The 22,374-nt window shown below is 61.4% G+C and carries 24 protein-coding genes; 12 read left to right on the forward strand and 12 right to left on the reverse strand.

Annotation, left to right across the window (positions count from 1 at the left end):
• The first annotated feature begins 35 nt into the window (after positions 1 to 35).
• From PSH73_RS09625 to PSH73_RS09655, 7 genes are all read left to right on the forward strand, one after another.
• Positions 36 to 1,082 carry a Gfo/Idh/MocA family oxidoreductase gene (locus PSH73_RS09625; RefSeq protein WP_057959199.1) on the forward strand — a complete coding sequence of 349 codons (1,047 nt, stop codon included), beginning with the start codon at positions 36 to 38 and terminating at the stop codon, positions 1,080 to 1,082.
• A gap of 364 nt (positions 1,083 to 1,446) precedes the next feature.
• Positions 1,447 to 2,382 (forward strand): sugar ABC transporter substrate-binding protein, encoded by a 936-nt coding sequence (locus PSH73_RS09630; protein WP_305462349.1) that lies wholly within the window; start codon positions 1,447 to 1,449, stop codon positions 2,380 to 2,382.
• A 62-nt stretch (positions 2,383 to 2,444) separates the two neighbouring features.
• Positions 2,445 to 3,983, forward strand: a complete 1,539-nt coding sequence (locus PSH73_RS09635) for a sugar ABC transporter ATP-binding protein (RefSeq protein ID WP_057959200.1) — start codon at positions 2,445 to 2,447, stop codon at positions 3,981 to 3,983.
• A 21-nt stretch (positions 3,984 to 4,004) separates the two neighbouring features.
• Positions 4,005 to 5,042, forward strand: coding sequence for an ABC transporter permease (locus PSH73_RS09640; protein WP_057439063.1), 1,038 nt, complete (start codon positions 4,005 to 4,007; stop codon positions 5,040 to 5,042).
• A gap of 404 nt (positions 5,043 to 5,446) precedes the next feature.
• On the forward strand, positions 5,447 to 5,851 hold the full coding sequence (locus tag PSH73_RS09645; RefSeq protein WP_003214706.1) for a TraR/DksA C4-type zinc finger protein: 405 nt from the start codon (positions 5,447 to 5,449) through the stop codon (positions 5,849 to 5,851).
• A gap of 550 nt (positions 5,852 to 6,401) precedes the next feature.
• A complete protein-coding gene (locus PSH73_RS09650; RefSeq protein ID WP_370693734.1) occupies positions 6,402 to 7,634 on the forward strand; it encodes a methyl-accepting chemotaxis protein in 1,233 nt (410 codons plus the stop codon).
• A 125-nt stretch (positions 7,635 to 7,759) separates the two neighbouring features.
• Positions 7,760 to 7,963 (forward strand): hypothetical protein, encoded by a 204-nt coding sequence (locus PSH73_RS09655; RefSeq protein ID WP_057439061.1) that lies wholly within the window; start codon positions 7,760 to 7,762, stop codon positions 7,961 to 7,963.
• A gap of 7 nt (positions 7,964 to 7,970) precedes the next feature.
• Here PSH73_RS09655 and PSH73_RS09660 read toward each other — a convergent pair whose 3' ends face one another.
• Positions 7,971 to 8,207, reverse strand: a complete 237-nt coding sequence (locus PSH73_RS09660; protein ID WP_057439060.1) for a DUF2789 domain-containing protein — start codon at positions 8,205 to 8,207, stop codon at positions 7,971 to 7,973.
• An 80-nt stretch (positions 8,208 to 8,287) separates the two neighbouring features.
• Positions 8,288 to 8,542, reverse strand: a complete 255-nt coding sequence (locus PSH73_RS09665) for a hypothetical protein (RefSeq protein WP_057959202.1) — start codon at positions 8,540 to 8,542, stop codon at positions 8,288 to 8,290.
• A 392-nt stretch (positions 8,543 to 8,934) separates the two neighbouring features.
• On the opposite strand from PSH73_RS09665, the gene PSH73_RS09670 reads away from it, so the two are divergent.
• From PSH73_RS09670 to PSH73_RS09680, 3 genes are all read left to right on the forward strand, one after another.
• Complete coding sequence (locus PSH73_RS09670) at positions 8,935 to 9,384, forward strand: hypothetical protein (protein WP_057439059.1); 450 nt, start codon at positions 8,935 to 8,937, stop codon at positions 9,382 to 9,384.
• A complete protein-coding gene (locus PSH73_RS09675) occupies positions 9,384 to 9,581 on the forward strand; it encodes a hypothetical protein (RefSeq protein WP_057439058.1) in 198 nt (65 codons plus the stop codon). The genes PSH73_RS09670 and PSH73_RS09675 overlap by 1 nt, the downstream gene beginning before the upstream one ends.
• Positions 9,582 to 9,697: 116 nt before the next feature.
• Positions 9,698 to 10,714 carry an ABC transporter substrate-binding protein gene (locus PSH73_RS09680; RefSeq protein WP_200656895.1) on the forward strand — a complete coding sequence of 339 codons (1,017 nt, stop codon included), beginning with the start codon at positions 9,698 to 9,700 and terminating at the stop codon, positions 10,712 to 10,714.
• A 146-nt stretch (positions 10,715 to 10,860) separates the two neighbouring features.
• On the opposite strand, the gene PSH73_RS09685 is transcribed toward PSH73_RS09680, so the two are convergent.
• Positions 10,861 to 12,975, reverse strand: coding sequence for a TonB-dependent siderophore receptor (locus tag PSH73_RS09685; protein ID WP_057959205.1), 2,115 nt, complete (start codon positions 12,973 to 12,975; stop codon positions 10,861 to 10,863).
• A 95-nt stretch (positions 12,976 to 13,070) separates the two neighbouring features.
• Positions 13,071 to 13,460, reverse strand: a complete 390-nt coding sequence (locus tag PSH73_RS09690) for a DUF2946 family protein (protein WP_057439055.1) — start codon at positions 13,458 to 13,460, stop codon at positions 13,071 to 13,073.
• An 89-nt stretch (positions 13,461 to 13,549) separates the two neighbouring features.
• Between PSH73_RS09690 and PSH73_RS09695 the strand changes: the two genes are divergently transcribed.
• Positions 13,550 to 13,987 (forward strand): DUF3995 domain-containing protein, encoded by a 438-nt coding sequence (locus tag PSH73_RS09695; protein ID WP_057959206.1) that lies wholly within the window; start codon positions 13,550 to 13,552, stop codon positions 13,985 to 13,987.
• 75 nt (positions 13,988 to 14,062) lie between these two features.
• Here PSH73_RS09695 and PSH73_RS09700 read toward each other — a convergent pair whose 3' ends face one another.
• The 7 genes from PSH73_RS09700 to PSH73_RS09730 form a co-directional block, all read right to left on the reverse strand.
• Entirely contained in the window at positions 14,063 to 14,431 is a 369-nt protein-coding gene (locus PSH73_RS09700) for a Na+/H+ antiporter subunit G (protein WP_057959207.1), read from the reverse strand.
• Complete coding sequence (locus tag PSH73_RS09705) at positions 14,428 to 14,706, reverse strand: K+/H+ antiporter subunit F (RefSeq protein WP_038440496.1); 279 nt, start codon at positions 14,704 to 14,706, stop codon at positions 14,428 to 14,430. The genes PSH73_RS09700 and PSH73_RS09705 overlap by 4 nt, the downstream gene beginning before the upstream one ends.
• Entirely contained in the window at positions 14,703 to 15,191 is a 489-nt protein-coding gene (locus PSH73_RS09710; RefSeq protein ID WP_057959208.1) for a Na+/H+ antiporter subunit E, read from the reverse strand. Before PSH73_RS09710 ends, PSH73_RS09705 begins: the two co-directional genes overlap by 4 nt.
• The gene (locus tag PSH73_RS09715) at positions 15,188 to 16,870 is read right to left on the reverse strand and encodes a monovalent cation/H+ antiporter subunit D (protein WP_057959209.1); all 1,683 of its coding nucleotides are present in this window, start codon (positions 16,868 to 16,870) and stop codon (positions 15,188 to 15,190) included. Before PSH73_RS09715 ends, PSH73_RS09710 begins: the two co-directional genes overlap by 4 nt.
• A complete protein-coding gene (locus PSH73_RS09720) occupies positions 16,867 to 17,211 on the reverse strand; it encodes a Na+/H+ antiporter subunit C (protein ID WP_005789164.1) in 345 nt (114 codons plus the stop codon). Before PSH73_RS09720 ends, PSH73_RS09715 begins: the two co-directional genes overlap by 4 nt.
• Positions 17,211 to 20,138, reverse strand: a complete 2,928-nt coding sequence (locus tag PSH73_RS09725; RefSeq protein WP_216312531.1) for a monovalent cation/H+ antiporter subunit A — start codon at positions 20,136 to 20,138, stop codon at positions 17,211 to 17,213. The genes PSH73_RS09720 and PSH73_RS09725 overlap by 1 nt, the downstream gene beginning before the upstream one ends.
• 130 nt (positions 20,139 to 20,268) lie before the next feature.
• Positions 20,269 to 21,168, reverse strand: coding sequence for a DMT family transporter (locus PSH73_RS09730; RefSeq protein ID WP_057959211.1), 900 nt, complete (start codon positions 21,166 to 21,168; stop codon positions 20,269 to 20,271).
• A 92-nt stretch (positions 21,169 to 21,260) separates the two neighbouring features.
• Between PSH73_RS09730 and PSH73_RS09735 the strand changes: the two genes are divergently transcribed.
• Positions 21,261 to 21,824: a helix-turn-helix domain-containing protein gene (locus PSH73_RS09735; protein ID WP_057959212.1), complete on the forward strand. Its 564-nt coding sequence runs from the start codon at positions 21,261 to 21,263 to the stop codon at positions 21,822 to 21,824.
• Here the strand turns inward: PSH73_RS09735 and PSH73_RS09740 are convergent.
• Positions 21,821 to 22,189 (reverse strand): cupin domain-containing protein, encoded by a 369-nt coding sequence (locus PSH73_RS09740; RefSeq protein ID WP_057959213.1) that lies wholly within the window; start codon positions 22,187 to 22,189, stop codon positions 21,821 to 21,823. The two genes, PSH73_RS09735 and PSH73_RS09740, sit on opposite strands and share 4 nt — an antisense overlap.
• Positions 22,190 to 22,374: the final 185 nt, after the last annotated feature.

Genomic DNA, 22,374 nt, shown 5'->3' on the forward strand with positions numbered 1-22,374 from the left:
TTGACTGGGTTTCCATTCCAAGAAGGAGTTGGTTCATGCGAATCGGACTGGTTGGATACGGCCATGGCGGCCGTTTTTTTCATGCCCCGCTGATCGCCACATTGCCCGGGGCGACGTTTGTCGGCGTGGTGACCCGTTCCCCCGAGCGCCGCCAGCAACTGGCGACGGAGCATCCCGGGGTGCCGGCCTTCGACAGCATTGCGCAGATCGTCGAAGCCGGGGTGGAGGTGCTGGTGATTTCCACCACCCTCAAAGGGCGCCCGGCCCTGGTGCTGGAGGCCATTGAGTACGGTGTGGCGGTGGTCAGCGACAAACCCTTCGCCAGCAATGCCGAGCAGGCCCTGGCGCTGATTAGTGCCGCCGAACGCGAGGGGGTAGCACTCAGCGTCTACCAGAACCGGCGCTGGGACTCGGACTACCTGACCCTGCGCAAGCTGATCGACGCCGGCGCCCTGGGCAGCATCACCCGCTTTGAGTCCCGGGTGGAGCGCTACAGCCCACAGGCCCTGGGCAACGCCAGCGGTGGCGGGTTCCTGCGTGACCTGGGCAGTCACCTGGTGGACCAGGCCCTGCAACTGTTTGGCCCGGTGGAGCGGGTGTATGCACAATTGCAGTACAGCGCCGAGCACCCCACCCTCGATCATGGCTTTTTTGTCAGCCTGACCCACGCCAACGGGGTGATTTCCCACCTGTGGGGCAGCGCCCTGCAAAACTGCCAGGGCCCGCGTTTTCGGGTCAATGGCACGGCGGGCTGCTACACCGTCGACGGCCTGGACGGCCAGGAGCAAGCGCTGCTGGCCGGCAAAAGTCCGAAGACCGAAGGCGAGCACTGGGGCGCCGAAGAACATCGACGATGGGGCTGGTTCGAGCAAGGTGCGGAACGCGAGCGTATCCCCTCGGAAAAGGGCGCCTGGAACCAGTTCTATCGCCAGTTGCAAAGTGCAATCCAGGGCCAGGGCGCGCTGCCGGTGCAGGCCATGGATGCTTGGGAAACCACGCGCGTGCTGGATGCCGCCAGGCTCAGCGCCGAGCGTCGGCAAGTGGTGGAGATGGTGACGGTGGAGGGCGGAGAATGGAAATAGAATAAAATTCTAAAATGAGTTGATATGGAAATTATTTTCCAATAAAGTCATTTCCAGGTTGCCGAAAGTCCATCTCGACCTTCCTTTATAAGGGGGCCGGGGGACTCAACAAAAACAAGATAAAACAACCAGGTACCGTCAGATGAAAATCTTCAGCGCTGTACTGCGAGTGTTACGTTCTGCCTTCCTGCCCCGCGCACGGCCCTTCTATTTCTCTTTTCTCAATGTCCTTTGCGTGGAAAGCAAGGGTGCCCTGGTGTGCTGCATTCCGGGAGCGCCGGTGGTCCGGCTGCCTGCCGCAGCCCCCTCGCTCTGATAAACGCTACGTCCAGAAAACCAACAAGAAAGTGGAGACAGACCGTTCATGAAGACCCAGATCCGTTTCGCCTCGCTGGCCTTGTCGATGATGCTCGGCAGTGGCGTGACTTCAGCCGCCGATATCAAGATTGGCGTCAGCATGTCGCAGTTCGACGACACCTTCCTCACCTACCTGCGTGAGGATATGGACAAGCAAGCCAAGTCCTACCCCAAGGGCGATGCTGTGCAACTGCAATTCGAGGACGCCCGTGCCGACGTGGTCAAGCAACTGAGCCAGGTCGAGAACTTTATCAGCCAGAAAGTCGATGCCATGGTGGTCAACCCGGTGGATACGGCCTCCACCGCGCGCATCACTAAAGCGGCGGTGGCGGCGGGTATCCCGCTGGTCTACGTCAACCGTCGTCCGGATCAGGCCGACTTGCCCAAAGGGGTGGTGACGGTGACGTCCAATGACGTCGAGGCCGGCAGACTGCAAATGCAGTACGTGGCCGAGAAGCTGGGCGGCAAAGGCAAAATCGTGATTCTGCTGGGTGACCTGGCCAACAACTCGACGACCAATCGCACCAAGGGCGTCAAGGAGATCCTCGACAAATACCCGGACATCAAGATTGAACAGGAACAGACCGGGATCTGGCTGCGGGACAAGGGCATGACCCTGGTGAACGATTGGCTGACCCAGGGCCGCGAGTTCAATGCGGTCGTGGCCAACAACGACGAAATGGCAATTGGCGCCGCCATGGCCTTGAAAACCGCAGGGGTGAAACCCGGCAGCGTGTTGATTGGCGGCGTCGATGGCACACCCGACGGGTTGAATGCGATCACCAAGGGCGAGATGGCGCTCTCGGTGTTCCAGGATGCCAAGGGGCAGGCGATCGGTTCGGTGGAGGCGGCCGTGAAAATGGCCAGGGGCGAGGCGGTCGAGCAAAACGTCGTGGTGCCTTTCCAGCTGATCACCCCGGACAACGTCGCGTCATTCAAGTAGCGTTCAATCACAACAATAAGCGGGCAGGGCGGCCACAGCCGCCCTGCCGATGGAGCCCCGATATGCTTGCTCAAGCGACTGCTGCGCAGCCCGCAGGTGTAGAACAACCCTACCTGTTGGAAATCGCCCATATCAGCAAAGGCTTTCCCGGCGTCGTGGCCCTGGCCGATGTGCAACTGCGGGTGCGCCCCGGCTCGGTCCTGGCACTGATGGGAGAGAACGGCGCCGGCAAGTCGACGCTGATGAAAATCATCGCCGGCATCTACCAGCCCGACGCCGGGGAAATCCGCCTGCGGGGCAAGCCGGTGGTGTTTGACACGCCTCTGGCGGCTTTGCAGGCGGGCATCGCGATGATCCACCAGGAGCTCAACCTGATGCCCCATATGAGCATCGCCGAGAACATCTGGATCGGCCGCGAACAGCTCAACGGCCTGCGCCTGGTCAATCACCGCGCCATGCATCGCCGCACTGCCGAGTTGCTGGCGCGCCTGCGGATCAACCTGGACCCAGAGGAGCAGGTCGGCAACCTGAGCATTGCCGAGCGGCAGATGGTGGAGATTGCCAAGGCGGTGTCCTACGACTCGGACATCCTGATCATGGATGAGCCGACGTCGGCGATTACCGACAAGGAAGTGGCCCACCTGTTTTCGATCATTGCCGACCTCAAGGCCCAGGGCAAAGGCATCATCTATATCACCCACAAAATGAATGAAGTGTTCGCCATCGCCGATGAAGTGGCAGTGTTTCGCGATGGCGCCTACATCGGTCTGCAACGGGCCGACAGCATGGACAGCGACAGCCTGATCTCGATGATGGTCGGGCGCGAATTGAGCCAGTTGTTCCCGGTGCGCGAGACGCCCATCGGCGAGTTGTTGCTGTCGGTGCGCGACCTGCGCCTGGACGGAGTGTTCCAGGGCGTGTCCTTTGATCTGCATGCCGGCGAAATCCTCGGTATTGCCGGGCTGATGGGCTCGGGCCGCACCAACGTGGCGGAAACGCTCTTCGGCATTACCCCCAGCGACGGCGGCGAGATCCGTCTCGACGGCCAGGCGTTGCGTATCAGCGACCCGCATATGGCCATCCAGCAGGGGTTTGCACTGTTGACCGAGGACCGCAAGCTCAGTGGCCTGTTCCCGTGCCTGTCGGTCCTGGAAAACATGGAAATGGCCGTGCTGCCCCATTACTCGGGCAATGGCTTTATCCAGCAAAAAGCCCTGCGCGCCTTGTGCGAAGACATGTGCAAGAAACTGCGGGTGAAAACCCCCTCCCTTGAGCAGTGCATCGACACCCTGTCTGGTGGCAATCAGCAGAAGGCCCTGCTGGCACGTTGGCTGATGACCAATCCACGGCTGTTGATCCTTGACGAACCGACCCGTGGTATCGACGTCGGCGCCAAGGCCGAGATCTACCGCTTGATTGCCTTCCTGGCCAGTGAAGGCATGGCGGTGATCATGATTTCTTCGGAACTGCCGGAGGTGCTGGGTATGAGCGACCGGGTGATGGTCATGCACGAAGGCGATTTGATGGGCACCCTGGATCGGGCCGAGGCCACCCAGGAAAAAGTCATGCAGTTGGCTTCCGGTATGACGGCAGTCCACTAACGAATAAAAAGGTGACGGGCAATGAACGCAATACTGGAAAGCAAACCCGAGGAAAAGAAGCCCGCCGCGGCACCGGTCAAGAGCCGGCGGCGGTTCCCTACCGAACTGAGCATTTTCCTGGTGCTGATCGGTATCGGCCTGGTGTTCGAACTGTTTGGCTGGATCGTACGGGACCAGAGCTTTTTGATGAACTCCCAGCGCCTGGTGCTGATGATCCTGCAAGTGTCGATCATCGGTTTGCTGGCGATTGGCGTGACCCAGGTGATCATCACCACGGGGATCGACCTGTCCTCGGGCTCGGTGCTGGCGTTGTCGGCGATGATCGCCGCGAGTCTGGCGCAGACCTCGGACTTTTCCCGGGCGGTGTTTCCATCGTTGACGGACTTGCCGGTGTGGATCCCGGTGGTCGCCGGCCTGGGCGTGGGCCTGCTGGCGGGGGCAATCAATGGCAGCATCATCGCCATAACCGGCATCCCGCCGTTTATTGCGACCCTCGGCATGATGGTCTCGGCCCGTGGCCTGGCACGTTATTACACCGAAGGCCAGCCAGTGAGCATGCTCTCGGATTCCTACACGGCCATCGGCCATGGCGCGATGCCGGTGATCATCTTTCTGGTGGTGGCGGTGATTTTCCACATTGCCCTGCGCTACACCAAGTACGGCAAGTACACCTACGCCATCGGCGGCAACATGCAGGCGGCGCGCACCTCGGGGATCAACGTCAAGCGCCACCTGATCATCGTCTACAGCATCGCCGGGCTGCTGGCCGGGCTGGCCGGTGTGGTTGCCTCGGCACGGGCGGCTACCGGGCAGGCGGGGATGGGCATGTCTTATGAGCTGGACGCGATCGCGGCTGCGGTCATCGGCGGCACCAGCCTGGCGGGCGGGGTGGGGCGTATCACCGGCACGGTGATTGGCGCGCTGATCCTCGGGGTGATGGCCAGTGGGTTTACCTTTGTCGGGGTGGATGCCTATATCCAGGACATCATCAAGGGCCTGATCATTGTGGTGGCGGTGGTGATCGACCAGTATCGCAACAAGCGCAAACTCAAGCGCTGAGCGAGATTTGAATCAAAAAGTGGGGCTTGTTTGTGTGGGAGCGGGCTTGCCCGCGATAGCGATGGGTCAGTCAAATTTCTATCAACTGACCCTCCGCTATCGCGGGCAAGCCCGCTCCCACATAACCGTTTGTCTTCTATATAGCTCCATGACACTGAATTTCTTGCTATAAACGCACTCCGATAACCGCCTGCCAAGCCCGTCCTGGTGCCTTTTAGGGGAATGTCGGACAAATTGCCTGTCATTTCAGTTGCTGCGCCCTCAAGTCGGCCGTAGACTGCCGCCCCTCGTAAATTGAGTGCCGGGTGGCGCTTGGAATGGACGGCGTCTTTCCCCGACCTCCAGAGGTTGGCCGGAACGCTCCCTTATTCGCCTTAATGCACGTATTTTTTATAGAGAAATCAATGACAAAGGAAAAGTTGCTGGCCATGCCGGCGGATGACTACATGAATGCCGAGCAGCACGCTTTTTTCGAGAAGTTGTTGCAAGACATGAAAGTCGAGCACCACGAGCGCATTGAGCAAAACCGCATCGCCATTGAAAGCCTGGACACCCCGGCTGACCCGGCTGACGCCGCCTCGGTTGAAGAAGAGCGCACCTGGTTGGTCAACGCCATCGACCGCGACCAGCGCATGCTGCCGCAACTTGAACAGGCCCTGGGCCGTATCAAGGAAGATTCCTTTGGCTGGTGTGACGACAGCGGCGAGCCTATCGGCCTCAAGCGCCTGCTGATCAGCCCGACCACCAAGTACTGCATCGAAGCGCAAGAGCGCCACGAGCAAATCGACAAGCATCAGCGCCAGGCCTGATCTGTTTGATGTTGTAGGCGCCGGCGAGCCGGCCCCTACAGATCCCCGCGTGTCATCCCCCCGTCTATTGATCTGCTGCAAGCCCTAACACCAAAGGCCCATAGATAATGGCCAGATAGTGGCGTTTAATGCAGACACAATAATGACAAGCAGTGGGGTGACAAACATGGCCGGGGATGGATCTCTGATGGGCGCCGTCGTGGTGCCGCACGCGGTGAACCGCCGGCTGCCTGGCTGGGTGACTCCGCTGCTGCAAAGCATCGCCCTGGTGCTGATACTGTCGGGCCTGGCGTTCGCCAACCTGTCGATCTACCTCTGCCTGCCCGTGGCCCTGTTGCTGATCTGGCTGCCGTGCCTGAAAAGGCCGGCCCGCAGCCCAGCGCCTGATGTTGGCGAGGATGCCATTGGCGCGTTGACTCGCGATCTGTCCTACACCACCAGCCATAATGCGCTGTCGGCCGCTGGCGTGGCCTATTCGGTCAAGCAACTGGCCGCCAGGTTGCAATCGCAATTGAGCGCGGCCCAGCAGATCGTCAGCAGTGCCGAAGTGATGATTGGTACCGAGCAAGTCACTTCCCAGCTCAGCCGCGAGGCCCTGGGGGCGGCCGGCCAGGCCCATCAGCGCAGCACCGAAGGGCGTGCGGTGCTGGGGGAATCCATCAGCCGCATGCATCAGCTCAGCCAGCGTGCCAGCGACAGCCGGCAATTGATCGAGGCCCTGAGCCAGCGCAGCGAAGAAATCCAGCGCGTGACCCTGGTGATTCAGTCGATTGCCAGCCAGACCAATCTGTTGGCCTTGAATGCCGCCATTGAAGCCGCCCGCGCCGGTGAGCATGGGCGTGGGTTTGCCGTGGTGGCCGACGAAGTGCGCGGCCTGGCGGGCCGTACGGCGACCGCCACCGATGAAGTGGGGGTGATGGTCGCGGACATCCAGCAGCGTACCGCCCAGGTGGTGGAGCAAATCCGCCAACTGTCCGTGGATTTGCAGGCCGGCGTCGAGCAAGTGGAGCATGCCGGCGAGCAACTGGAGAGCATTGCCACGTTGGCGGCGGGTGTGGAGGGCCAGGTCAGCGAGATTGCCCAGGGCACCGAGACCAACCGTGCGCAACTCGACAGCCTGTTCCATGCCGTGGAGCAGATGCGCAGCGACTTGACCGTCAGCGACCAACAGACCCAGCAATTGGCCCAGGCCGCCGTGCAAATGGAAGGGCAGGCCGAAACCATCAGCGAGCGCCTGGCCGAAGTCGGTCTGGATGATTATCACCAGCGTATCTACGACCTCGCCCGCGAAGGCGCCAGCCAGATCGCCGCGCAGTTCGAGGCGGATATCCAACAGAACCGCATCAGCCTCGATGACCTGTTCAATCGCAGCTACACGCCGATAGCCAACAGCCACCCGACCAAATATCACAGCCGCTTCGACGGCTACACCGATCAGGTCTTGCCCGCTATCCAGGAAGCCTTGCTGCCCCGTCATGAAGGGCTGGTGTTCGCGATTGCCTGCACACCACAGGGCTATGTGCCGACGCACAACAAGGCGTTTTCCCAGGCACTGACCGGGGATGCCCAGGTTGATGCCGTGAACAATCGCACCAAGCGCAAGTTTGAAGACCGCACCGGGATCCGCTGTGGCAGCCACCAGCAGGCTGTGTTGTTGCAAACCTATACCCGCGACACCGGGGAGTTGATGCACGATCTGTCCGTGCCGATCATGGTCAACGGCCGGCATTGGGGCGGTTTGCGCCTGGGCTATAAGCCTGAAGGGCAGGCTGGGGCGCGCTAGACCCTGGCCAGGATTGTTGCGTGTTATGCAAGGAAGCTTTTACGCCGGTCGCTTTTTCCGGTGAAAGGAACCGCTTAAGATGCGGCATATCGTTAGCTGGCTAACTAATCTGGCGGAGAGCTTCCATGCAAAACAAAGTCGATGTGGCGGTGATGATTGGCAGTGGGGTGCCACAGACCCTGCGTGCGCTGGGCCTGCGCGCCTGTTGGGTGGTGTTGCTCAACGGGGAACAGCGCGGCACGGCCTTCGCCAGTCGCGACGAAGCCCAGGAGTGCCGCGCCGCCTGGCAGGCCCTGATGGACCTCGAGCAATCAGACCGCCTGCACTGAGGGCCGGTCAGGCGCTCTGATGCAGACGCTGGTTCAGCTCATCCACGGCAATCGCCCAGTCCGCATCTTCGCGTAGCTCTTCCTTGAGGAACTGCGCCTGTTGTGGGGTCCAGAAAGGCGCGTCGATCAGCTTCACATCCTCTGGCAGGGGGTGTTCACCGATAAATTTGTCAATGGCTGCAGGCGAGGCTTCCAGGCCCAATTGTTCGAACAGGTCGTGTAGGGTGTGCGTTGGCGCGTCCATTTCATTCTCCAAAAGAGTGAGCTTCTACTCGTATGGGAGGTGTGCCAGCGCGCATAGTTCGATTTGGCTGTAGCCGCTCCTCAACGGGCAGGGGGGCAGAGGAGGGCTTCCAATTCCTTGGCCAGGGCGCAGGCCTTGTTGTGATCACTGCGAAAGCCTTTGATCCGGCCGCTGGGCACTTCCAGGATATGGAAAAAATTCCTTCCCGCGGGGACGACGCGGTACAAGGCGAAATCTGCGCACACGCCATTGGCATACACGCTGTAGAATAGCGCGCTATCCTTGCGTGATAAGGCACCGGAAGTCTGTGTCGGTTGGCGTTGAACTCGTTGCATGACCAGCTCCTTTCGATCTATTGACCTGCTTGCAGCATTTCGGGTGGTTTTGAGCTGTGTTGCTGTTCTAATATTGTTGTCGGCAGCTCACGTTCGGTTCCATCCAACGTTTTTCCTTGGTTTTTGGCTGTCGGAAAACCACCCTTTCAAGTGGGGTATTCTCTGAAGTGGGGCGTCCAGTATTCTCTGGCCGATAAACCTGTGATTTCCTGCAAAGCCTGACGACCTTGTACAAGGACTGTCATGCCCGGCTGCACGAGTCTGGCGGGAATCAACTTCAGTATGTTTTTTCAATGTGTCGAGCCGTATCGGCCTTTTTTGTGCTGCCTGCCTCGGGCGGGTAGCGCTTTTTTAGATGTGGGGGCGTTTCCTTGGCAGTCAGTAATCTGGATATGCACGCATTGTTCGTGCTGGGTGATTTGCGCGCGAAGTTGGTTAAACAATTTCAGTCGCGGTTTGTTTACATCACGGAACAAACCCCTGAAGGCATTTACATTGCCGAAATAGATACTGAAACAGCGCTGGTGGTAGATGACAAGCCTCGACTGGAACTCAAGGTCGGCGATCATTTTCGTGCGGCAGTCCTGCCCAGTCGTGAAGGTGGCAAGTTCGAACTGAAGTTTCGCGACATCAAGTTGACGGTCTATGGCCTGGGCGACTATGCATTTGTGTCCACCGCGCAGGGCGAGGGCATTGTGTTCAAGGAAGGTCACAGCGTAATGCTGGTGTTCGCCGCCAATGAACAATTGCAGGAAGGCCTGAGCAAGACCCTCAAGGCCGTGACCGGCAAAGCCGCCAAGTGGCGCAAAGGTGAGCTGGTGACGTTCAAGGCCAGCGAATAATGAGCGAAGGCCGGGCACAGTTTCACCAGCAACACCTGGCGGATGCCCAAGCCAAGGCTGCTGAACTGTTTGCCCGCAAAGATGATCTGCAAGGTGCCTGGTTGAACTGGGTGGCCAGCCAACTGTATGCCCTGCGGCCTGCCGAGTACGCCAGCATGGTGCGCCGGGAACTACAGCGTTTGCATCAGCAGCCCTGAATATCGGCAACCGTTTGAACCTCTACTACAGTTCAGTGGACTTAATTGTTCAGAGGCTTTCGCGGCGTGACAGCAAAGCCATCCACCCTGGCTATGCATACACGAGGTTCAAAGGCATGAAAGCAATTCGCGCGCTGTTGGCAGCGTCCATTACCACCCTGGGCCTGTCGATGGCGGCCGCACCGGTAGCGGCTGCCCAGGCGCCCATTCACTTTGCCGACCTGAATTGGGAAAGTGGCAGCCTGATCACCGAAGTTCTGCGGTTTATTGTCGAGAAAGGCTACGATTTACCCACCGACACCTTGCCCGGAACCACCATTACCCTGGAAACCGCCCTGGCGAAAAATGATATCCAGGTGATTGGCGAGGAGTGGGCGGGCCGCAGCCCGGTGTGGATCAAGGCGCAAGCCGAAGGCAAGGTGGTTGGCCTGGGAGATACCGTCAAGGGTGCGACCGAAGGCTGGTGGGTGCCGGAATACGTGGTCAAGGGCGACCCGGACAAGGGCATTGCGCCGCTGGCACCTGAGCTGCGTAGCGTAAAGGACCTGGTGCGCTACAAGGACGTGTTCGCGGACCCGGAAGCCCCGGGCAAGGGGCGGTTCCTCAACAGCCCCATCGGCTGGACCTCGGAAGTGGTCAATAAGCAAAAACTCAAGGCTTACGGCCTGGACGACAGCTACGTCAACTTTCGCAGCGGTTCAGGCGCGGCGCTGGATGCCGAGATTGCCTCGTCGATCCGCCGTGGCAAGCCGATCCTGTTCTACTACTGGTCGCCAACCCCCTTGATGGGGCGTTACAAGTTGGTCCAGCTGGAGGAGCCGGCGTTCGACGCCGAGGCCTGGAAGACCCTGACCGATGCCGACAACCCCAACCCCAAGCCCACGCGTTCGTTGGCGTCCAAGCTGAGCATTGGCGTGTCCACGCCGTTCCAGCAGCAGTATCCGCAGATTGCGCAGTTCTTTGAAAAAGTCGACTTTCCGATTGGCCCGCTCAATCAGGCCCTGGCGACGATGAGCGAGAAACACACTCCGCCCCGTGAAGTGGCGCAGGCGTTTCTCAAGGATCACCCGCAGGTGTGGAAGGCCTGGTTGACGGAGGAAGTGGCTGCAAAGGTCGAGGCCAGCCTCAAATAACCTTTCATATGAGGATCAAACTGTGGGCGCGGGCTTGTGTGGGAGCGGGCTTGCCCGCGATAGCGGTGGTTCGGCAGCCAATGTATTGACTGACACTCAGCCATCGCGGGCAAGCCCGCTCCCACAGTTTTAACTGCATTCCAGCCTTAGAACTGGGTCTGCACGGCCAATTCAAAGGTGCGCGGCGAGCCCAGGTAATACGCTGGCGACACATGGGCAAACTGCGCATACACCTCATTGGTCAGGTTGCGCACCCGGCCCGTCACCGAGGTGTGTTGATCGACCTTATAGGTCAGGAACGTGCCAAACAGGGTATACGCCGGCACCGTCAGGGTATTGGCATTGTCGGCATACACCTGCGCCACGTACCGCGCGTCTACGCCACCTTGCCAGGCGGGGGCGATGTCATAGGTCAGCCACAGGTTGCCCACCCGTTTCGGTACGTTGGTCGGTGTATTGCCCTTGCGCGACACCACTGCGCCGCTGGCGGTTTTCTCGTTGAAGTCATCGTATTGCGCGTCGACCCAGGCGAAGTTGCCTTCCGCCAATAGCTTGGGGGTGATGCGCAATGAGCTGGCCAGCTCGATGCCCTTGGACGACTGCGCACCCACCGCAATGCTGCGGGTGGGGTCTTGTGGATCGGTCACGGCAAAGTCTTTGCGCTCGATGTGGTAAGCGGCCACGGTGGCTGAACCACGCCCGTCCAGATAATCGAACTTGCTACCCACTTCCCATTGCTTGCCGGTGGAGACATCAAACACCTGGGTGGTGCTGGTGGGCTGTTCGGCGGCGGTGCTGTATTGCACGTAGACATTGGCCGACGGGATGAACTGGTAGGTCAGGCCCACCCGCCCGGTGACCGGCTCCCAACGGCGCTTGACGTTACCCAGGTTGTCGCGGTGGCTGGTCACGTCCAGATCGATGGCGTCATAACGCAGGCCGGTCAGCAGCGACAGCGTGTCGGTCAGGCCCAGGCGGTTTTCGACAAACAGCGCCTTGGTCGTCACGTCGGTGGTCTTGTCCTTGATAAAGCCGGGCCGGGTGCCGGGCAGGTCGTAGAAATGCCCCGGATCGTAGTGGTTGGGGTCCACCGCGTTCTTGGGGGATACGTTCAACGGGCTGTTGGTGGTGCTGTTGACCTTGTATTCGAAACCGCCGGACCAGGTAGTGGCCAGGCCGAACACACTGCTGTCATGGCGCAGCTCGAACTGGTTGCCGTTCTGTTCGCCCTGATGCCGTACCTGATAGGCCGTCGAACGGTTCACCACGCGGTTGTCTGGGCTGTACTGGTAGGTCTCCAGGTTGCGGTAGTCGCGCTGGCTGTCCAGGTGGTAGAGGGTGTTGCGCAGGGTGGTGCTGTCGTTGATCCGATAGTCGATGATCGAGCGGGCCCAGATCGTGCGTTGTTCGTAGCGGCCATCGGCGACGTTGTAGTTGTTGAAACGGTTGTGCTTGTCGATCTTCAGCTCGCCGGCCTTGGGGTTGAGCACCGGGGTGCCCCAGTACGGGCTGTCTTCGTGTTCGTCCTGGTATTCCAGGGCCAGAGTGTGGGACAGGTTGGGCGTCAGGTCGCTGAGCAGGGAAAACGCCACGCTCCAGGACTCCCGTTGCTGGCGGTCGATATGGGTGTGGTTGGTGTTGCGGCTGACATCCAGGCGCGCATAGTGCTGGACCTCGGCGCCGGGCTCGGTTAGGGCGTGGTTGAGGCCCAGGGCGATGCCGGTGGTGTCGTAGCTGCCGTAGTTGATCTGGCCTTCGACGGCCTGTTCTTCGCGGTTGGCCAGCTTGGTCACGTAGTTCAGCGAACCGCCCACGGAGCCGGCACCGTTGATCAGCGAGGAGGGGCCGCCCACCAGTTCCACCCGGTCATAAATCCAGGCATCCACCGGTCGCGCCAGGCCACTGGCGACGTTGATGCCGTTGAACATCTGGGTGATCTGGCTGCTGGTAAAGCCCCGGTAGGAGATAAACCCGCCAAACCCCGGCGGCGCACTGGCGTTGACCCCAGGCAGGGTGTTGGCCGCATCCTGGAAGGTTTTGGCGCCACGGCGTTCGATATCGTGGCGGTCGGCGATGCTGATCGAAGCCGGGGTTTCCCGCACGCTCAGGCCCAGGCGCGAGGCCATGCCGCTGGATTGGTCCAGGGCCAGGCCAGGCTCGTTGGTGGCGGCGCCGTCAATGGTGGTGGGGGCCAGCTCAAGGGCCCAGGCGCTGAAAGGCAGGCAGCCGAACAGGCCCGCCAGTAGAGGTAAATGTTTCATCGGTAAATCCTGAAAAGCAGGGCTTGGAAGCAGCGCACAGCCGTCCGCGCTTCCGGGGGGAAGCTGCGCGGTGTGCGGATCAAAAAGCGCAGGTATCAGGCGTAGGCGGGCGGGGCGCGCGGATTAGCCGCAGGCCAGGTAAAACGGGTGGGAATGTCAGCGGTGAGCACCACCGCCGGAGGTGGCGCATGGGGCTGGGGAAGGACCGCGACGTTAAGGCTGGAGTTCAGCGCCGGGCCCATGCCGCCGGTGGAACACAGCGGGCAACCGAAGGCCTTGGACAGCGTGGGCAGCGACTCATCGCCCGTATTGACGGGGGCTGGCGCCTGGGTGCGTGGGTCTACCGTACAGAACTGGCCGCCAATGCCGTTGAGCTGCATGCCGACCATTTGCCCATGACCAATACTGCAGGCGAACACGTTGAACAGGACGCAGCCATAGAGCATCCAGGCAATCAACGAGCGGTCGGCACGGGCGAGTTTCATGGCCGGCACTTTAGCATCAGACGACAAAATCCCTGCAAAAAATCTGAAAGGGACTATCCTCTTTCGCACTTTTCCAGGGGTGTCCAGCCATGAGCTTTGTTATTGCGAGGTGGGTCGTCGGGGTCTTTACGTTTATCAGCATGGTCCATGTGTACTGGGCCGCAGGCGGCAAGCTAGGCAGTACGGCGGCGATCCCGCAACTGCCCGGCGAGTTCGCCAGCGGGCCGCGACCGGCGTTCAAACCGTCAGCGCTGGGCACCTTCCTGGTGGCGGTGGGGTTGGTGCTGATTGCCTTGTTGGTAAGCCTGCGGGCGGGGCTGTTTTTCCAGCCAGTGGGGCATCAGGCCCTGCAGTGGGGGATCAGCGCGATTGCCTTGATCATGTTTGCGCGGGCGATTGGTGATTCGGAGCTGGTGGGGTTCTTCAAGAAAGTCGGCGGGTCGCGGTTTGCGCGGCTGGATACGTTTTTCTATTCGCCGCTGTGCCTGATGCTGGGGACTGGGCTGTTGGTCGTGGCCTGGGCCTGATTGACGGTATGCAGGGCCAAATGTGGGAGCGAGCAAGCCCGCTCCCACATTGTTTGGCGCGTATATTCAGAGGGATCAGCTACCGCTGTCAGTCCTGCGGCTGCTGACCTCGGCCGGTACATTTTCCCCCGCCATGCGCTTGCGGAACAGCGACGTGCGCGCCAGCAACAAGGTGGTCACCGGTACGGTGATCGACAGCAGGATCGGGATCAGCCAGCCATGCAGCACCGGCCCGGACTTGAGGGTCGAGAAGTAGATAATCGACGCCAGCGCCACGCACCAGGCGCCCAGGGTCGAGGCCAGTGCAGGCGGGTGCATGCGCTGGAAAAAATCCTTCATGCGCAACAGGCCTAGCGCGCCAATCAGCGCAAACAGGCTGCTGAGCACCAGCAGGATCGCCACGAGGATTTCTACCCACAGTGGCAGTTCACTGACATTGATCATTCGATCACCTCCCCACGCAGCAGGAATTTGGCCAAGGCAAACGAGCCGACAAAGCCGAATAGCGCAATCAACAGTGCCGCTTCGAAGTAGGTGTCACTGGCATAGCGTATGCCCAGCACCAACATCATCAACATGGCCAGGATATACAGGTAATCCAGGGCCAGGACCCGGTCCTGGGCCGAAGGACCCTTGAACAGGCGCACCAGGGTCAGGACCATGGCCAGGGAAAACAGGAACAGGCTGAGCAGGATCGCATTGGCGAGCAGGGCACTCATTCGAAGATCTCCATCAGGGGCCGCTCGTAGGCCTGCTTGAAGTGCTCGATAAACTGCGCGTCGTCATCCAGGTCGAACACGTGCAGCAACAGGATGCTACGGTCCAGGGCCAGTTCCGACCACACGGTACCGGGGGTCACGCTGGTGATCATCGACAGCACAGCCAGGCCGTTGGCGTCGCGCAGGTCCAGGGGGATTTTTACAAAGCGCGAGCGCGGCGGCCGCGAGCCGCAGGTCAAGACGCCCCAGGCCACGTGCAGGTTGGAGATGAAGACATCGCGGCCGACCAGGAAGAACAGGCGAATGATCACCCCTGGGCGACGGATCCGTACCGGCAGCGGGCGCAGCGGCGCCATCATCAGCGGTGCGAGGAAGCCAAGGATCGCCCCCAGCAGCAGGTTGCCGGGGCTGATCGACAGGTTCAGCACCAGCCACAGCACCCACAGTGCCAATGACAGCCACGGGGCAGGAAACAGGCGTTTCATGGCTGCACCTCCACGGCGGCGGCCTGGGCTTGCGGGCCCGGCACCGGGCGGGTGGCCATGACGGCCATCACGTAGTGCTCGGGGTTGTTCAGGCTGTTGGCGGTGTCCTGGGTAAAGCGCATGAGCATTTCTGCCTTGAAGGTCAGGCCAATCGCCAGGCCGAGCAAGACGAAGATCGGTATGCACTCAAAGCGGCGCAGCAGCGGCGAAGGCCGTTCTTCCGGGGTCCAGAAGCGCTGGATGCCCAGCCGCGCAAAGGCGATCAGCGAGGCCAGGCCCGAGAAGATCAGCAGCGCGAACAGGCCCCAGGCTGCCGGGCGGATCGGCTCCGTCACGGCATGGCCCAGGCCCAGGGGGTTGACCAGCGCACTGAGCAGGCTGAGCTTGCCGATAAAGCCTGACAGCGGCGGCATGCCGATGATCAGCAGGGCGCAGGCTATAAAGCTCAGGCCGAGGAAGGCCATGGTCCACGGGATGACCTGGCCGACTACGGCCTTTTGCTCATCGTCGAGGTTGGTGCCCCTGGGTGGATGCAGGGATTCCACCGGCGGTGGCAACACTTCGATTTCATCGTCCAGAGGTAGCTCATTGGCCGAGCGCGAGCGTTCGATCAGTTCCGCCAGCAGGAACAGCGCGCTCAGGGCCAGGGTCGAGCTGACCAGGTAAAACAGCGCGCCGGCGGTCAGGTTGGGCTGGGCAAAACCCACCGCCGACAGGAGGATGCCGGCCGAGACCAGGATACTCAGGCTGGCCATGCGCTCCAGGCGTTGGGCGGCAAGCATCGCCAGGGCGGCGCAGAGGATGGTGGCCATGCCGCCGTACACCAGCCAGTCACCGCCAAACAGCGCCGAGGCGCCGGCCTGCCCGGAAAACAGCAGGGTCCACAGGCGCAACACGGTGTACACGCCGACCTTGGTCATGATCGCAAACATCGCCGCCACCGGCGCACTGGCCGAGGAGTAAGCCGGCGCCAGCCAGAAATTCAGCGGCCACATCCCGGCCTTGGCCAGGAACGCCGTGGCGAGGATCGCCGCGCCGGCATGCAGCAGACCGCGATCGGCTTCTGGCACCAGCGGGATCTTCAGCGCCAGGTCAGCGAAATTCAGGGTGCCGGTGACCCCGTAGATCAGCGCCGCGCCAATCAGGAACAGCGATGAAGCCAGCAGGTTGATCGAGACGTAATGCAGCCCCGACGACACCCGCGCCCGGCCCGAACCGTGCAGCATCAGGCCGTAGGACGCAGCCAGCAGCACCTCGAAGAACACGAACAGGTTGAACAGGTCGGCGGTGAGGAAGGCCCCGTAGAGGCCCATCAACTGGATCTGGAACAACGCATGGAAGCTGGTGCCGGCGCGGTCCCAACGGGCCATGGCGAACAGCAGGGCGCTGACGCCGATGATCCCGGTGAGCACCAGCATCAGGGCCGACAACTGGTCCACCACCAGCACGATGCCAAACGGCACCTGCCAGTTGCCCGGCAGGTACACGCCAATGGAGGCAGGGCCGCCTTTTTGCGTCCAGTACAGCATCAACATCGCGATGCCCAGGCCGGTCATGCTCGACAGCAGGTTGATCTTGGCCTTGAGCGGGCGGTGTTTCTCGCCCAGCATCATCATCAGCGCAGCGGTCAGCAGCGGCAGCAGGATCGGCGCGATGATCAGTTGGTTCATCCAGCTCATTCCTTGGGCTCCCGGCCGTCCACATGGTCAGTGCCGGTCAGGCCTCGGGACGCCAGCAGCACCACCAGGAACAGCGCGGTCATGGCGAAGCTGATCACAATCGCCGTCAGCACCAGGGCCTGGGGCAGGGGATCGGTGTAATTGAGCAGGTCCTGGGGCACACCGTCCTTGATGATCGGCTCCTTGCCGATAAACAGGCTGCCCATGCTGAAGATGAACAGGTTGACCCCATAGGACAACAGGCACAGGCCCATCACCACCTGGAACGTCCGTGGCCGCAGCACCAGCCAGACGCCGGAGGCCGCCAGGACCCCAATGGCAATTGCGATGACTTCTTCCATCAGGCAGCAGCTCCTTGTGGTGGCGTGGCGGCGGCTTTCGCCTGGTTGCCGGGTTTATGGGCCCGTACCGATTGGTGGCCGAGGGCGGTGAGCATCAGCAGGGTCGAGCCGACCACCATGGCGTACACGCCGACGTCGAAGAACAGCGCGCTGGCGATATGGATGTCGCCCAGCACCGGCAAGCTCAAGTGCAGGGTGTGGGTGGTGAGGAACGGGTAGCCGAAGAACAGCGCCCCCAGTCCGGTCAGTGTCGCCGACAGCAAGCCAAAGCCCATCCAGCGCATCGGCCGCAGGTTCATCTGCGCCTCGACCCACTGGGTACCGGCGACCATGTATTGCAGGATAAACGCCACCGACATCACCAGCCCGGCGACAAAGCCGCCGCCCGGCTGGTTGTGGCCGCGCATAAACAGGTAGAACGACACCACCAGGGCAATCGGCAGCAGCAGGCGCACCAGCACCGCGGGCACCATCATAAAGCCCAGGGCGGTGTCGCTGGCCTGGCGTGGGTTGACCAGATCGGTGTCCACGTCCGGCGCCAACAGCCGCTGTTGCGCGGGCAGTTGCTCGCTTTCCTTGGGCGGACGGAAGCGGCGTAGCAGCGCATAGACGGTCAGGGCTACGGCGCCCAGCACAGTGATCTCGCCCAGGGTATCGAAGCCCCGGAAGTCGACGAGCATCACATTCACCACATTGCTGCCGCCGCCTTCAGGCAGGGCGCGGCTGAGGTAGAACGAGGAAATATCGTTGGGGGTCTGGCGCGTCAGCATCGCGTAAGACAGCAGCGCCATGCCGCCACCGACCACGGTCGACAGCAGCAAGTCGCGCAAGCGTCGGATGCGCGCCTTGCGCAACGAACTCGGGAGTGGCGAGACTTCTTCGATCCGCCGTGGCAGCCAGCGCAGGCCCAGCAGGATCAGGACCGTCGTCACCACCTCGACCACCAGTTGCGTCAATGCCAGGTCCGGTGCGGAGAACCAGACAAAAGTCACGCAGGTCATCAGGCCGCACACGCTGACCATGGTCAGGGCTGCCAGCCGGTGGTACTTGGCTTGCCAGGCGGCGCCCAGGGCGCAGGCGATCGCCAACAGCCACAGGGTGACGAACACGATGGAACCCGGGATTTTCGGCCGGTCGCCCCAGCTCAGGCTGCTGCCCAGCATGGGGATCATCCCGGCAATCACCGCCACCAGCACCAGTAGGAACAACTGGGTCTGCAGGCGCTTGGTGCTGATGTGTTTCTCGATCTTGCGCACGCCACGCATCATCACCACCAGGCAGCGCTCGAACATGCGCTTGCCGTTGAAGTAGCTGATGATCGGCGGGTACTTGAAGCGCCCGCGCTTGAGTTGCTTGCGCAGCAGCAGGTACAGGACCACACCGCCGGTCATGGCCACCAGGCTCATGATCATCGGCGCGTTCCAGCCGTGCCAGATCGCCAGGCTGTACTCGGGCAACACGCCGCCGACCACCGGCAGGGCAGCGGCGGCGAGGATCGAGCCCACCACCTGGGCCGGGAAGATCCCCACCAGCAGGCAGGTAAACACCAGCAGCTCGACCGGCGCACGCATCCAGCGTGGCGGTTCGTGGGGCGTGTGCGGCAGGTCGGTGGCGGCCGGGCCGAAGAATACATCCACGGTGAAGCGCAAGGCATAGGCCACGCTGAAGGTGCCGGCGATGGTCGCAATCACCGGCAGGGCGATTTCTACCCACTGGGTCGAGGAGATAAACACGGTTTCGGCGAAGAACATCTCTTTGGACAGGAAACCGTTGAGCAACGGCACCCCGGCCATGGAGGCGCTGGCAACCATGGCCAGGGTCGCGGTAAACGGGATCAGGCGCACCAGGCCGCTGAGCTTGCGGATATCACGGGTGCCGCTTTCGTGGTCGATGATGCCGGCGGCCATGAACAGCGAGGCCTTGAACGTGGCGTGGTTAAGGATATGGAACACGGCCGCGACGGCGGCCAACGGGCTGTTGAGGCCCAGTAGCAGGGTGATCAGGCCCAGGTGGCTGATGGTGGAGTAGGCCAACAGGCCCTTGAGGTCGTTCTGGAACATCGCGCAATACGCGCCGAGCAATAGGGTCAGGGCGCCGGCACCGCCGACCATCCAGAACCACTCTTCGCTACCCGACAGCGAGGGCCACAGGCGGGCCAGCAGGAACACGCCGGCTTTCACCATCGTGGCCGAATGCAGGTAGGCCGACACGGGGGTCGGTGCAGCCATGGCGTGGGGGAGCCAGAAGTGGAAGGGGAATTGCGCGCTTTTGCTCAGGGCGCCGATCAGGATCAGCGTCAACAGGACGGGGTAGAGGGAGTGGGCACGGATCTGGTCACCGGCGGCGAGCACCTGGTCCAGATCGTAACTGCCGACGACATGGCCGAGCAGCATGGCCCCCGCCAGCAGGCACAAACCACCCGCACCGGTGACCATCAGCGCCATGTAGGCACCCCGGCGCGCATCGGAACGGTGGTGCCAATAGCCGATCAGCAGGAACGAGAACAGGCTGGTCAGTTCCCAGAAAAACACAATCTGGATCAGGTTGCCGGAGATCACCAACCCGAGCATCGCGCCCATGAACGCCAGGAAAAACGCAAAGAAACGCGGCACCGGGTCATTCGGCGACATGTAATAACGGGCGTACAAAGACACCAGGCTACCGATGCCCAACACCAGCATCGAGAACAACCAGGCAAAGCCATCCATGCGCAACACGAAGTCCAGGCCCAGGCCGGGCACCCAGGAGAATTCTTCGCGGATCACGCCACCGTCGGCGATCTGGGGGTAGAGCAGGGCGACTTGTACAGTACCGACCAGGGCCACAAGGCCGGCCAGCAGGGATTCAGTATTACGTGCGTTGTGCGGCAGCAAGGCCGCCAGACAGCTGCCGATAAAAGGCAGAAGCAGTAGAACTATCAGGGACATAGGCTTCTAATCTGCGGTGGTTTGGGATGCATCATACGTGCCGGAAACCGGATTACCAAACGGCAACCTGTGGCAGGATCCTACAAGATGGACCGTAAATGCCTATCTGTCGTGGTGTAGGTGCGGGCTCCTACAGGGAGACGGGCTTTCGCTCTCGCGCCTTGATCTCACTGACAATCACCGCCGCCACAATCAACACCGCCCCCACCATGGCCATCGGCGGGAAGCGCTCACCGGCAATCCGTCCGATCACCCCGGCCCACACCGGCTCGCCGGCATAAATCAGGGTGGCACGGGTCGGCGAGACGCTTTTCTGCGCCCAGTTCATCGCCAATTGGATCACCGCACTGGTCAAGCCCAGGCCGACGGCGCTGAACAGCAACACCCAGGAAAAGCCCGGCAATGCCTCGCCGGTGGGCACTACCAGCAGGAACGACAGCAGCGAGGCGGTGGCCAGTTGCACCACGGTCACCCGGCGTACATCCACCTGGCCCGCATAAGCGCTGATCAGGATGATTTCGGCGGCAATCGCAATCGCGCCGATCAACGTGGCGATTTCCCCGGGGCTGAAATTCAGTGATGCGCCGGCCGGGCCGGTCAGCAGCATCAGGCCGGCGAAGGCCAGCATAATGCCGATGCTTGGCATCAACCCCGGGCGTCGCCCCAGCACCAGCCACTGCAGCAGCGGCACAAACGGCACGTAGAGCGCGGTGATAAACGCCGACTGGCTGCTGAGGATGGTCTGCAGACCAATGGTTTGCAGACCGTAGCCAAACATGATCGCCGTGCCGATAAAGGCGCCCGCCTTAAGCTCGAACAGGGTCAGGCTGCGCAGGTTGCGCCAGGAAAACAGGCCGACCACCAGCGCCGCTGCGGCAAAACGCAAGCCGACGAAGAACATCGGCCCGCTGACGGTCATGGCGTGTTGCACCAGGATAAACGTACCGCCCCAGATCATGGTGATCAGCACCAGCACGCATTCGGCTTTGCTGAAGCGGGAAAACAGCGGGGAGGCGGTCGAGGTGGTCATGGCGGCTCTGGTCTTGCACAGGAAGGGCGCGGAACGCACAATGCGCCGCAGCTGGGCAGTATACTGCGCAACCCCACCGAGTGAGCAATATAGTGCACAAAGAAAATCCGCAACGGGCCTCGGTCCTGCAGCACGTCAGCCAGAACGTTCGACGCCTGCGCCATGCGGCCGAACTGAGCCAGACAGCCCTGGCGGAAAAGTCCGGAGTCAGCCGGCGTATGCTGGTGGCCATCGAGGCCGGTGAAAAGAACGTCAGCCTGTCCACCCTGGACCGCGTGGCCGAAGCCCTGGACGTGGCCTTCAGCGACCTGATCCAGGCCCCTGATGCCCGTGACCACAGCCGCATCAACGAACTGGCCTGGGCCGGTGAAATAGATGGCAGCAAGGCCGTGTTACTGGCCAAGGCCAGCGCCCGGCGGGAGGTGGAACTGTGGGAGTGGCGCCTGGAGCCGGGCGACCACTATTGCCCGGATCCCGACCTGGAAGGCTGGAGCGAACAGTTGTTCGTGTTCGAGGGCAGCCTGACCCTGGTGGTGGGTGACGTCGAAACCACCATCGCCGCTGGCGAGTTCTTTATGTTCCCCAGCCATCAGCCCCATGCCTATCGCAATGACGGGCCAGTGGCGGTGCGCTTTATCCGCAACGTGGTGATCTAGATCCACACATCATTGCGCTGGGTCCGTTCGCCGCCCTGATCGCCAGTGTTCAACACGCCGCAGGGTTCGACCAGCAGCAGCTTTACCTCGCCCTCGGCATACGGTTTGTGCTCGATGCCCTTGGGCACCACGAACATCTCGCCAGCCCCGAGCTGTACCGCGCCATCGCGAAAATCAATGCGCAGCGCGCCCTCAAGGACGATAAAGGTCTCGTCGGTGTCCGCGTGGCTGTGCCAGACAAAATCCCCTTCGATCTTCACCACCTTGAATTGGTAGTCGTTCATCTGCGCGACGACCTTGGGTGTCCATTGCTCGCTGAACAGGCTGTATTTGTGCGCAAAGTTGACGGCGGTATAGGAGGGCATGTCCGTTATCTCTGTTGATCCGGGAAAGGCCAGACCTTAAATGCAGCGCGGCAGCAAGTATTGAATGATCGTGCGATTGTGAGTTTAAAAGAAACGTTATATTGTATCTCTTGATAACGATTCTCAGGCGTTGTCGCGCTTGAGATCGCCCCGCTTATTTTCGGCTCAAGGGATTGCAGATGAAC

It is taken from the genome of Pseudomonas sp. FP2294, assembly GCF_030687625.1.
Classification (GTDB): Bacteria; Pseudomonadota; Gammaproteobacteria; order Pseudomonadales; family Pseudomonadaceae; genus Aquipseudomonas; species Aquipseudomonas shahriarae.